This is a genomic window from Agrilactobacillus composti DSM 18527 = JCM 14202 (genome assembly GCF_001436375.1).
Lineage (GTDB): Bacteria > Bacillota > Bacilli > Lactobacillales > Lactobacillaceae > Agrilactobacillus > Agrilactobacillus composti.
On the sequence record NZ_AZGA01000052.1, the window covers coordinates 770 to 13,556 of the forward strand.

Here is a 12,787-nt window from a genome sequence, read left to right on the forward strand (position 1 = left end):
ATTTGTACTTCCCTTCAAAAAAATATCTCCGGTATATGGAAACACCCGGAGATAGCTTTGGTTTATAGTGCTTCTACAAATTTTTTAAAAGCCGCTTGACCGGCTTCATCAGTCTTAAAGACGCCAGCATCTTCTAAGACCCGTTTAAAGACTAGACCAGTTTCCTGTTCAACGATAGCCGTCACATTGTCTGCTGTGAACTCATGGCGTTGCTTTAAGTCATCAGCCCAAGCTTTATGATAAGCTTTCATATCATTGGCTTGGTTTAACACGTACTTCTCCACTTCATGTAGTTCGGATTTGAGACGTGCCGGCAAAATAGCGCGACCCATAACTTCAATTAAACCAATGTTTTCTTTCTTGATATGTTGAACATCTTGATGGGGGTGAAAAATACCATCTGGATACTGAGCCGAAGTTTGGTTATCCCGTAAAACCAAATCGATTTCAAAATTATCAGCGCGTTTACGGACGATCGGCGTGATGGTATGGTGCTGCTGGCCATCCACTTCAGCTCTGACCGAGACACTGTCATCGGTATAATGGCGCCAAACATCTAAGACATGACCGCTAGCCGCAATCAAACGTTGGACGTCTTTACCGGCAAGGCGGATAACCGACATTGGCCAAGCCACAATACCAGCTTGTAAATCTTCAAAACCTGGTAAGGTAAAGGGATATTTCACCGGTGCTTTGGCCATTGGAAAATCATGCCGGCCACCTTGATAATGATCATGGCTCAACATTGATCCGCCGACAATGGGCAAATCAGCGTTACTCCCCACAAAATAATGAGGTAGCAAGCGCACAATTTCGAATAAATTTGAAAAAGTTGCCGTGTCAATATGCATGGGCCGCTGAATATCAGATAAGAAAATACAATGCTCACCAAAATACGCATAAGGTGAATATTGGAAGCCCCAGGTCTCACCGCCTAAAGTTAAGCGAATAATCCGGTGATTTGTCCGGGCTGGGAAATTACTGCGGCCTTGATAACCTTCATTAGCCATGCTCAATTGATCCATGGGATAGTTTGTTTTAGGCATGTTCTTAGCCTTGGCAATTTCCTTAGGATCTTTTTCAGGTTTAGACAGATTAATTGTAATTTCCAAATCCCCATACTCTGTGGGCACATCATAGCTAATGTTCTTGGCGATAGCAGCTGTTTTAATATAATCATTACGGCGACTGATATCGTAGAAATAGGCTGTCGCCCTTTCAGGGCTGATTTGATAATCATTCCAAAACTCATGATTGACCTGTGCCGGTCTTGGGGTATAAAAGTCTGTTAATTCGGCTTCTAAGATTTCTTGACCAGAAGTGCTGTCAGTGATTTTATCATTTTGAATGGCGCTTTGGACCAGTGCTTGGGCAACATCTATCGGTGTTTGCAAGTCTGGGGTAACGGTTAAATTTTTTTCGCCCACTAAACGGTAAATTTGATTGATCAAATAAATACGGTCCATTGGGGCAAAGGTTGTTTTCAATGCAATAATTTGATCAGCAAATAATTCTGCTAGATTTCTTTCTGTCATTATTTATCTCCATACCCCTTTGGATGACTGTTAGTCCAGTTCCAAGCTGTGGCGATGATTTTTTCAACGTCATCATATTGGGGTTGCCAGCCCAGTACTTTGCGGGCCTTGGTGGAATCAGCAATCAACGTACTGGGATCCCCAGCCCGTCTTGGGGCCATTTCAGCGGGAATAGCTTGGCCAGTGGCCTTGCGGGCAGCTTCCAAAATTTCTTTGTTGGAAAAACCCGTGGAAGACCCTAAGTTAAAGGCGTCAGAAGCTCCGCCGTCCAACAGACGTTGAATGGCTAAAATATGGGCATCGGCTAGATCCACCACGTGGACATAATCCCGCACGTTGGTGCCGTCTTTGGTGGGATAATCGTCGCCAAAGATCTTGAGTTTATCCCGTTTGCCCTGGGCCACTTGTAAAATGATGGGGATCAAGTGAGTTTCAGGATGATGATCTTCTCCGATACTGCCATCGGCTTTGGCGCCAGCTACGTTGAAGTAACGCAGGGCAATGAACTTGATGCCATAGGCCGCATCGGCCCACTTCATAATTTTCTCCATGGCTAACTTGCTTTCTCCATAGGGATTAGTAGGCACTTGGGGATCCGTTTCTTTAATGGGGATCTGTTTAGGTTCACCATAAGTGGCTGCCGTGGAAGAAAAGACGATCCGCTTGATATGATGGGCCTGCATGGCTTCTAGCAAAGTAATCATGCCCCCAGTGTTGTTGTCAAAGTATTTCAACGGGTCGCTCATGGATTCAGGGACGATGGAGAAGGCCGCAAAGTGGATCACCCCATCAACTTTTTCAGCGTTAAAAACCTGTTCCAAAAAATTACGATCCCGCACATCACCTTGGTAAAACCGGGCTTTGGAATTAACGGCCAGGCGATGGCCGGTGATCAAATTATCGATGACCGCCACGTCATAACCCTTTTCAATTAAACGATCCACTGTGTGTGAGCCGATATAACCAGCTCCACCAAGTACTAAAATACTCATTAAAAGAACCCCCTTATAATTTTAAGAAACTAAGCCAGTTTTTTAGGACCATCTGCAATTTCTGCAATGTAGAAATCAGCATCATAACCAATAGCCGCTTTATAAGCCTGACCAACATTGGCGATGAAATCTTGAATATGATCTTCTTTAACGATGGCAATCGCACAACCGCCAAAACCAGCGCCGGTCATCCGGGCACCCAAGGCACCGTTTTGCCAAGCACTATGCGCGAGCGTATCTAATTCTTTACCAGTAACTTCATAGTCATATTCTAAAGAAACGTGAGAAGCGTTGACTAATTTACCAAAAGTATTAAGATCCCCTGCCTTTAGGGCATCGGTGGCCAAACCAGTGCGTTGGTTTTCAAAAACAGCATGGCGAGCCCGCCGAATCAAGGTGTCATCGTTAATGGCATAGGTATATTCATCAAAGGTATCTTTATTAAGCGCCCCTAGAGAATCAACTTTGAATACGGTATTGATACGTTTTAAGGCTTCTTCACATTCGCTACGCCGTTCATTGTATTTAGAATCAGCTAATTCCCGGCGTTTGTTGGTATTCATGATAATGATTTTATAATCTTGCAATTTAATTGGTACCAATTCGTATTTTAACGTATTGGTGTCTAATAAAATGGCATGATCTTTTTGGCCCATCCCAACGGCAAATTGGTCCATAATACCGGAGTTAACGCCGATAAATTTGTTTTCAACTTCCATGCCAATTTTGACCACATCAACTTGATCAATGGTTAAATTAAATTGATCCGTCAAAATTTTACCAAACAGCATCTCAATCGATGCAGAAGATGATAAACCAGACCCATTAGGCAAATTTCCATTTACAAAAATATCAAAACCATGGTCTAATTGATAGCCATGTTCTTTAAAGAAGTGAAAAACGCCTTTAGGATAGTTCGCCCAATTGTCCTTTTTATCATAACTCAAATTTGTTAAATCAAATTCAATAATTCCTAATTTAGGAAAATTGGCGGAATAAAGCCGCACGGTTTGATCAGTCCGAGGGGCAACGGCCGCATAAGTCCCCAAGCTAATGGCACATGGGAAAACCCGGCCACCGTTATAATCGGTGTGTTCCCCGATTAAATTGATGCGCCCTGGGGCAAAATAGGTGCCAACCGAATTGGTATTGAATTGGGTTTTAAAATCTGCTTTTAAAGATTCGACAGTGATTGCTTGTGTATCAGACATAATTTTCTCTCCTAATATGATATGACATATTTTTAATATAGTAGACGCAATTGACTCCTTCTAAAGGATAACCCCTTTTTACCAAAAATGTAAGCGATTTTGTAAATTAAATTACTAAATATTGGTAAACTAACTTAAACACTGTTTACTTTGTTTAAATTCGTTTATAATAGCACTATACTATCAAACTTAATATTAAGCCGTTCCATCAGGGCTACCAACTTTTGGCTTTAATTAGCAGTTAAACAATTAAAACGTAACCAAATAACTGAACTGATTTTAGTAATATTTTCTGAGAGGAAGTCCTTATAATGACTACAATTCGCGAAATTGCAGCAAAATCTGGGTATTCACCAGCTACTGTCTCACGCCTATTGAATGATGACCCCACCTTTTCAATTTCTGATACGGCTAAAGAACGTATTTTGAAAACGGCGCGGAATTTAAATTATTATCAAAATAAATCAATGAAGGGGCCAGGATTTAAAGTTGCCGTTATTTTCTCTGTTACCCCCAGAAAGGAATTAGAAGACGCCTATTACAGCAATTTACGTCAAAACATTTTAACTTCTGGCGCCACCGCCAATATGGTGATGACTTTATTTAGAGATCTTAATGAGGTGCCCAATAATATCGATGGTATTTTAGCAGTAGGTAGTTTTTCAAAGGCAGAACTTAATAAAATAAAACACTTGTCTGGCAATATCGTTTTCGTAGATTCTAATCCAGATCCCCACCAGTTCACTTCCGTGCAACCTAATTTGGAATATATAACGGAACATGCGATTGATTTGTTTCGGATGGCCGGTAGAACAACCATTGGTTTGATCAGTGGTAAGTATTGGAATGTCAGTACAGGAACTAACCCAGTAGGTGATGTTCGCCGTAAATATTTTGAAAGTTATATGCGGCAGTTGAATATTTTTGATAATCGCCTGACCTTTATTGGTCCAGATTTCTCGGTAGAAAGTGGCTATAATCTTGGCATGCAAGTCGTTCAGCAACTAGGGCGGGATTGGCTGCCTCAAGGCTTCTTGATTGGCTCAGACCCACTGGCTGTGGGTGTCTTACAAGCCTTTAATGAAAACAAAATCACGGTGCCCCAAGATACGGCTGTGATCAGTGTCAACGATTTAGATATCGCCAAATATGTTTCTCCGCCATTAACGACCTTCAAAATTGATCTGCTTGAGCTAGGACAAGTTGCCATTGATACATTACGGGAGGTCATCACCTTTCCTGATACTTCGCACAAAACCATCTTATTGGACTCGACATTAATTGTGCGTAAAAGTTTTATCCCTGAGTCTGAAGCTGAACAACCAGCTACTAATCAAAAAAACTAGCCAATAATGACTAGTTTTTTTGATTAGTGCCCTTGTTTTGCTTGAATGACGATATCTGTCAACTGTTTAGGTGTAAGGGTACGACTTTTTTGAAAGATAAGGTAAGCAGGCTTTGGTGCCAGAATAGGTGGTTGTGTCAACCAAAAGATGATGAAATCAATGATACCTCTGGTGACAATTTCTTGGGCAAAGGATACTGGAAAATCAGGAGATTTACCAATTGCTGCGCTTGTTTGGGGCAAAACCGTGTTAATAAGTTGTTGCACTTTTTTAACCAAGTCAGCGGCAGGCTCCCTAAGCAGTAAACCCGCCAAGTCCCGTTGGCGATATAAATATTTAAATAATTGATAAAAAGCATTGTTCTCAAAACCAGTGGCTATCGCCACGGTATCTCTTGGTTTTGGAAAACGATTAAAAATACCCGTAATATCAGTGACGATTTCATTTTCATAATGGGTCAACAAATCATACTTATCCAAGTAATGGAGATAAAAGGTACCACGGCTGATATGGGCTGTTTTTGCTAATTGTTGGACACTTAACTTATCAAAACTCTGTTCTTGAATGATTTGAACAAAAGCTTTCTGAATTTTTATTTCAGTTTCAAGCATCTTTGTATTCGTTTCGATAATTGTTCCTCCTCTAAATGAACAGACTGCTTATTTCAAAATCTATTGAACAATATTTTGGCTGGTTGTTCAATGGCAACCATAGATTTTTTGGAGGGTTTGACTTGAATACAGCAATACAAAATTGGATACTGCATTTCTAATTCCTTTTGAATGCGTTGACAAATGCCATAGGCTTGTTGCAAGCTCAATAAATCAGACAGCACAATCTCAGCTTCAACGATAATATTACTGCCCGAATAACGGCAATTCACAAAGGTAATTGCTTGAACATCACTCATACTATTGATGCTTCTAATAATTTTTGTTCTAATGATTGTACTAAACCCATCAGATAACTTTTCAGCACTCGCACTTAAAATACGACAGCCGTTATAAACGATAAATCCACCTAAGATAATGGCAGCTAAGGGATCGATCCAATTAATTCTAAAAATTGCAGCCACTGCAATGGCGATCATAGTGCCTGTTGAAGTTAGCGCATCGCTTAGAAAATCACGGGCGGAGGCATTTAAAGCCGCACTATGAAGTTTACGGCTGATCAATTGATTAACAAGACTCAGTGTAACCATAACAAGTGCCGAAATGGCTGCCATAATAGCTGCTGTCCCCTTTAGTGCTATTGTTTGTTCACCTAACACTAAAGTCATTATTTTGGTGCTGCCGTTCCAGATACAGACTAAACCAACCAGAAACATGATTAAACCTGAAAGAAAAACAGCAAGATTTTCAAACTGCCAATGTCCCTCTAGATGATAGCTATCAGACGGTTTGATGGCGAAAGTTAAGCCAACGATTAAAGAAAGTACTGAAATAATGCCGGTCAAATTATTTTGGCCATCCGCAATTAGTGCCGTCGTATGATCTGCATGCCCCACGATCATCTCAGCTAAGGAAATACCCGTATAGACCACCAAATTAAGTATCAACAATATTCTAGCCTGTTTAACTTTTTTCCGACTATTGGCTGTTATTTCTTGCGAAATACCAATTGGATTATTATTGTTTAAAAACATCTTCATCATGCCCTTCATTTTACGATGCAAATTCAGCAAAGCGGTGCAAGCTTAATTGAAACCGCAAGATGATGGCCAAGTTTAACCCGATCATGATCAAGACCATCAGCCAGATATCTCCTTGAAGGGCTTGATGGGTTGAAATAACGCTACGTAGCGCATTGATTAAATAGGTCATTGGTAGCCAAGTATTTAAGGACTGGGCAAAATGGTTGACTAAAAATGTTGGGTAAAGTCCACCCGAAGCAGCCAGTTGCAGGACTAAAACAATTGAAATCAACCAGGTGCCAAAACCGCCCAATAGTAAGCGCAAAGCAAAGATCAACGATAAGAACAGCCAGGAACCTAACAAAATGACTAAGAAAAGTTGCAGCGGCTGGGCAACTTGTAAGTGATTGCCTTGGGTCAATGACCAAAATAATAATACGGCTTGTAGGATACCGACTAAACCCACTACTGAGGCCTTACTCCCCCACCAAGTTAAGGCATATTTGGGCTTTTTGTGGGGTAAAAAAGCATCATACATGGTGCCAATGGCAATCCCCCCCACATATAGACCGATGGCAATGGCAAAGGGTGCCATACCGGTGCCGTTATTAGGCACTTTGGCAATATCACTGCTATGGGCTTTGACCGGTTGGGCCATGGTGGTGGCATTTAAGGATGTTGTGTGTAAGATTTGTAATTTTTGCACACCGGCTGTTAAACCAGTGGTAAGTGTCTGACTACCGGTTAACAGTTGCTGCGTCCCTTGGGTCAATGTCTGGGTGCCCGCTGCTAGTTGCCCACTACCCTTTTGTAACGCGGGTAAACTAGTTGCCAACGTCTGCAGACCCTGGCCCATATTGGCATTACCACTTGCCAAGCTAGTGACACCTTGGGTATAGACCTTAAAACCAGTTGCTAATTGCTGTGAACTTGCCAATAGGTTGGCAAGATCCGCAGCGCTGCTAGGCTGAGTAGTTTGTCTAAGCTTGACCAAACTATTTTGAATTTGTGTTTGCCCCGCTGCTAGTTGCGGGGCACGGCTTGTTAATTTGGTCAACCCATTGGTGAGTGTCTGATTGCCTTGTAATAATTTGTCATTCCCCGCCTTAACCTGGTTTAGCCCGGAAGATAATGCAGTAGTGCCGCTATTCAATTGCGATTCACCTGCCAAGAGCTTTTGGCTCCCAGTTGTTAAGGCAGCACCTCCCAGCGCCGCCTGGACCATCCCATTTTTTGCAGCACCTAGTCCATTCAGAACAATCTGGGTGTAAAGTGTTGTGACCTGGGCTGAAACTTTGGCTTTGATTGCGGTGGCTGCACCGCTGGTCATCTTTGATACAATGAAGTTTTGACCAGAGTTGAATTTAAAGTACAATGCCATGGTCTTTGGCTGGGCAGATAAAATCGTGGTGGCATCCTTGGAAAAATTTGTTGGTATAGTTAACACCATATAATATTTACCTGATTTTAAACCTGTATTAGCTTTTCTTGCGGATATGTGTTTGAAATTAAGGGACTGGGATTTCACCAAATTGGTTGTCAAATTACGGCCAATGGCCAGATGGCGGTGCTGATAATTGACTGCTTGATCATGGTTGACAATAGCTACAGGTAAGTTAGCCATCTTGCCGTAGGTATTCCACATAGAAGCAAGATAGATAAAACAATAAATTGCCGGGATCAGTGCAATCATCAAAAGCACAACTAACATCATTCGATGCTTTAATAAATATTTCCATTCACTGACTAACATTTAAAGACCGCCTTTCAAATTAACACGATGTTCATTGGCTATGGTAATGACTTCTCCTTGCAGAGGCAATAATCAATATATCGTTAACTGTTAAGCAAAAAAATAGTTTTTCTGGTATATATCCTGAGCTATCAGAATTATATTTAAGCATTACGTCTGAACAGTTTTGTCGAAAGCGTCAATTTTAATAAGCGATTATTTGTTGATCACCAGTCATACTTGAGCACTATTTAGCTGGAACAAAAAAGTGCGTCTATGTCTCCCACTTCTGCGAAGACAAGGCGTACCTAAAAAATAGTATGATGATTTTAATGATTTAACCGATGCGTTAACTAACGCCTCAAATAAAAGCTATTTTTATTTTCTTTCCTAAAACGCTTTACTTCAAGTGTGCTTGAAGTGCTATGGTTGAGACAATCATAAATGACAAGGAGTGTTGACTTTTGAAATATCGGCATTTGGGCAAGCAAGGTCTTAAAGTAAGTGAATTAGCATTAGGTAGCTGGATGACTGATGTCAGCGATACAGCTAAACAGGATTTGGCGGATCAAAGTATCAAGTTGGCCTATGAACATGGCATTAATTATTTTGACTGTGCGGATGCTTACAGTGGTGGCGCTGCTGAACGTTTCTTAGGTAAAGCATTAAAGGAATTTCCCCGTCAAGAACTAGTATTATCTAGTAAGGTTTTCTTCCCAGTTGGTAAGGGTGTCAACGATCGTGGCCTGTCACGTAAACATATTTTTGAATCCATTACCCATTCATTGGAAAATATGCAAACAGATTACTTGGACTTGTATTTCTGCCATCGTTTCGATCCCGAAACACCTTTAGTAGAAACGCTACAAGCTTTAAGTGATTTAGTCGATCAAGGAAAGATCTTATACTATGGCGTCAGCGAATGGACACCTGTTCAAATTTTAGAAGCCCAATTAGTTATCCAGGCCCACGGATTACATCCGATGTCTGTGATCCAACCCCAATATAATATTTTTGACCGTTATATTGAAAATGAGGCCTTGGATGTTTGCGAAAAACTTGGACTAGGTGTTGTGCCCTTCTCACCGCTATCACAAGGTTTACTAACTGGTAAATATCGTAAGGGTCAAAAAATTCCAGCAGGCTCGCGTGCAACCTATCAAGATCAAATCAAAGCGCTATTAACCGACGACAATTTAGATAAAGTTGAAGAACTTGTTAAGATGGCTAATGAGTTAGATACTGACTTGGCAACCTTCTCACTGGCTTGGGCATTGCGCGATCCAAGAATTTCCAGTTTAATTACTGGTGCTAGCAAGCCTAGTCAATTGAATAATAATTTAAAAGCAATAGATTTAAATATTCCAGAAGAATATTATCAACGGATCGATGAACTGTTTCACTTTAAGAAATTTCATCGCCAAATTGGCTAATAAATTGCATCACAACCTTCTTGGTCACTTAGACTTGAGAAGGTTGTTTTTTTTCAAGCTTTTTTGACAGCATCAACCGTAAAATTAAATACTGTATTAGTATCAATTTTATAGATTGGATTTTGCCCTAAGTTGGTTTTAATATCCTTAAATTGTAAATCCTCACAGGCTTTAAGATATATTTCGCTGGTATTACCCTTTGTTAAATCCAGGGTGATAGCTTGCAATTTGACCCGGCGGACATAGTGGTTGTGGTCTTCAGGCTGGTTGTCATTGGTAAAGCCGGTTAATTGAATAGCTGGACCGCTACCGTTGAATATTGTATGGCTAATTGTAATGTCTTGGAAGTAGGGCAACGTGGACGCTGCTGGACCATCATCATTGTAGTCAACACTGCGTACTGTTAAGCGATCAGCGAGGCAATCTTGGACGTTAATATGTTGAATATACCCACCACGGCTGGCTGAGGCTTTGAGCTCTAAGCCATAAGTTGTATTTTGGATTTGACAATCCTGAATGGTGACATTAGAAACACCGCCGGATTCTTCACTGCCAATGGCCATCCCATGACCTCCAAGCATATTTAAGTCAAAAATACGAATGTTTTCACTGGGCATAGCAATTGTATTACCTTCTGGATTTTTGCCAGATTTAATGGCGATACAATCGTCACCCGTATCAAAAGTTGTGTCAAAAATCAGCATGTTTCTCGAGGAATCCGGATCCCAACCATCTCCATTATCAATACCTTGAGACTGGATATGAATACCATGGGTCGTTACGGTGTCACAGTAAATCATATGAATCGTCCAGCAAGGTGGATTTTCAACGCTAATTTGCGTTAACTCTAAATTGGCACATTGAATGAAACCTAATAAGCGGCCACGGACGCGCCGACCACCGATGCCATCAGAAACATATTTGGGATAGCGGGCTTTATCGGCATAGATTTGTTTCATGGCAGTGCCTAAGGTATTGCCACCACCGATAATACGCCCAGTCCCACTAATTCGAATATTTTGACAAGTCACTTTATGTCGATTGGCCGGATCTAGATAGCCCCCGTTGATTAAACTCCGGTAACAATACATTTCCCAGCCTTCATAGCGGGTCAAAATTAGGCCATCCCCATTAACCTGTCCCCCATAGGCTGCCCGTTTTTTGGGTAGGATTGTGTAGTCTATTGGATCTAAACTGCCCTTTAAAATACCTTCTACTTGCAGTGTCATATTACTTTTTAAATCAATGGCGCCGGTCAAAAGGGTGGTGTTCTTCGGAATCAAAACAGTATCCCCCTTTTGACAATCATTGATCGCCTGTTGCAATTGATCGGTGGCCAATTGTTGGCCCGTTGGATCGGCAAAATATGGTGCTTTTGTCACATCCCGTAATTGCCCTGCTTTGGGCGTCTCAGCAGTGATAGTCGCAGCTTCAGCGACCTTATTGGGCTTTAAGATAGTCACAACCTCAAAATGGTATGTGGTACTAGGTTGTAAATTTGATACCAGGTAATGTGTTTTGCCGGCGCCACGCTGGTGGCCTATTTCCTGGTTATTTTGATAGATAATGTAACCGGCAATGTGCTGATAGGCTCCAGGCTTTTGCCATATTAAGGTTAAGTGAGTCGCTGCCAGGGTTGCTGGGGCAATTTGTAGATTTAGGGGTTGATTGGTCATTTTTTGTCCCTTCTTTTTTTGAAAAAATATTGAATGCTACTTTTTGATGTGACTAAAATGCTACTCAGATTATAAATATTGACAGAACGGGAATGTGCTTTATCATATATTTCATAGGTATTTTTTGAAAAGGCGGTTTAATTATGGGGTCAATACCAAAACAAGAGGTTACGCTTAAAACGATTGCCAAAATGGCACAGGTATCGCATACAACAGTATCCCGGGCATTAAACGATAGTCCCGCAGTTCGTCCAGAAACAAAAGCTAAAATTCGCGCAATTGCCAAACAAGTTGGCTATGTGCCTAACTTAACCGCAAAGGGCTTGGTTACCAAGCGCTCGTATATGATTGGGATCTTCTTTACAGATCTTTCCACAGGGACGTCGGCCAGCTTCTTAACCGATGTTATCAGCCAAGCTCAACACATTTTACCCAGTGGCTATGCCCTGGCTATCAACGATATCAATAACACCCGCAATAACCAAACTCTCTTAGAACACAACTACGACGGTATCATTGTACTCAGCCAGTCGCGGTCAGATGATAACTTTATTGCTGAAGTCCACGATCGCCAAATGCCCATTGTGGTTTTAAACCGACCGATTGCCCGGGATGATATTCCCAATTACAGCGTTAACGACTTCATTGGCGCCCAGAATATCGTAGCTTATGCCATCCGGATGGGTCATCAAAATTTTGGCTTGATTAAAGGCGTCCCTAGTTTTGAGTCTACCACTCAACGTACAAGGGGCTTCTTTAATACATTACACCAACATGGCCTAACCATCGATTCAGAATTAGTGAAACAAGGCGATTACAAACCTAAAAGCGGCAATGTGGCCATGCGTCAGATTTTAACATCTGGTAAAATTCCCACCTGTGTTTTTTGTGAGAATGATGATATGGCCATTGGGGCAATTAACGCCTGTAAAGAATTAGGTTTCCAGGTGCCAGAGGATATTTCTTTTATTGGCTATGATGATATGGCTTATTCCAAATACATGCTGCCAGGTTTGACGACAGTTCGTAAACCCACAGGGCAAATCATTAATTTGGGTATCACCAAGCTAACGGCCCTTTTAAACGACACGACTGAACAAGTACAACCAGATAAACAAAATATTGCTCCAGAAATTATCGTCCGGGGTTCCGTTTATGATCGCCGTAACTAAAATCACAACTAAATTATGATTAAAATAGACAGGCCACGACTAAACATGTCATGATCT

Annotated in this window: 10 protein-coding genes; 3 read left to right on the top strand and 7 right to left on the bottom strand. The window is 41.3% G+C overall.

What is annotated here, in order from left to right; all coding sequences use genetic code 11:
• Nucleotides 1-62 precede the first annotated feature (62 nt).
• From FC83_RS07945 to FC83_RS07955, 3 genes are read right to left on the bottom strand one after another with little or no spacing between them, the layout of a single operon-like run.
• Nucleotides 63-1,535, bottom strand: a complete 1,473-nt coding sequence (locus FC83_RS07945; RefSeq protein ID WP_057002617.1) for a UDP-glucose--hexose-1-phosphate uridylyltransferase — start codon at nucleotides 1,533-1,535, stop codon at nucleotides 63-65.
• Nucleotides 1,535-2,527 carry a UDP-glucose 4-epimerase GalE gene (galE, locus tag FC83_RS07950; RefSeq protein ID WP_035454140.1) on the bottom strand — a complete coding sequence of 331 codons (993 nt, stop codon included), beginning with the start codon at nucleotides 2,525-2,527 and terminating at the stop codon, nucleotides 1,535-1,537. The genes FC83_RS07945 and galE overlap by 1 nt, the downstream gene beginning before the upstream one ends.
• Before the next feature lie 29 nt (nucleotides 2,528-2,556).
• Nucleotides 2,557-3,720, bottom strand: coding sequence for a galactokinase (locus tag FC83_RS07955; RefSeq protein WP_420805629.1), 1,164 nt, complete (start codon nucleotides 3,718-3,720; stop codon nucleotides 2,557-2,559).
• Between the two features lie 329 nt (nucleotides 3,721-4,049).
• Here FC83_RS07955 and FC83_RS07960 point away from each other — a divergent pair, with 329 nt between their 5' ends.
• Entirely contained in the window at nucleotides 4,050-5,084 is a 1,035-nt protein-coding gene (locus FC83_RS07960) for a LacI family DNA-binding transcriptional regulator (protein ID WP_057002618.1), read from the top strand.
• 23 nt (nucleotides 5,085-5,107) lie between these two features.
• Here the strand turns inward: FC83_RS07960 and FC83_RS07965 are convergent, their stop codons facing one another.
• The 3 genes from FC83_RS07965 to FC83_RS07975 are packed head-to-tail and all read right to left on the bottom strand — an operon-like array spanning nucleotide 5,108 to nucleotide 8,470.
• Nucleotides 5,108-5,695 carry a TetR/AcrR family transcriptional regulator gene (locus tag FC83_RS07965; protein ID WP_235184319.1) on the bottom strand — a complete coding sequence of 196 codons (588 nt, stop codon included), beginning with the start codon at nucleotides 5,693-5,695 and terminating at the stop codon, nucleotides 5,108-5,110.
• Nucleotides 5,696-5,748: 53 nt separating this feature from the next.
• Nucleotides 5,749-6,738: a cation diffusion facilitator family transporter gene (locus tag FC83_RS07970; protein WP_235184320.1), complete on the bottom strand. Its 990-nt coding sequence runs from the start codon at nucleotides 6,736-6,738 to the stop codon at nucleotides 5,749-5,751.
• 10 nt (nucleotides 6,739-6,748) lie between these two features.
• Nucleotides 6,749-8,470, bottom strand: coding sequence for a YhgE/Pip family protein (locus FC83_RS07975; protein WP_035454149.1), 1,722 nt, complete (start codon nucleotides 8,468-8,470; stop codon nucleotides 6,749-6,751).
• 443 nt (nucleotides 8,471-8,913) lie between these two features.
• On the opposite strand from FC83_RS07975, the gene FC83_RS07980 reads away from it, so the two are divergent.
• Nucleotides 8,914-9,882, top strand: coding sequence for an aldo/keto reductase family protein (locus FC83_RS07980; protein ID WP_035454151.1), 969 nt, complete (start codon nucleotides 8,914-8,916; stop codon nucleotides 9,880-9,882).
• A 53-nt stretch (nucleotides 9,883-9,935) separates the two neighbouring features.
• On the opposite strand, the gene FC83_RS07985 is transcribed toward FC83_RS07980, so the two are convergent.
• Nucleotides 9,936-11,558: a glycosyl hydrolase family 28 protein gene (locus FC83_RS07985; RefSeq protein ID WP_057002619.1), complete on the bottom strand. Its 1,623-nt coding sequence runs from the start codon at nucleotides 11,556-11,558 to the stop codon at nucleotides 9,936-9,938.
• Between the two features lie 143 nt (nucleotides 11,559-11,701).
• On the opposite strand from FC83_RS07985, the gene FC83_RS07990 reads away from it, so the two are divergent.
• Nucleotides 11,702-12,730 carry a LacI family DNA-binding transcriptional regulator gene (locus FC83_RS07990; RefSeq protein WP_035454154.1) on the top strand — a complete coding sequence of 343 codons (1,029 nt, stop codon included), beginning with the start codon at nucleotides 11,702-11,704 and terminating at the stop codon, nucleotides 12,728-12,730.
• Nucleotides 12,731-12,787 lie beyond the last annotated feature (57 nt).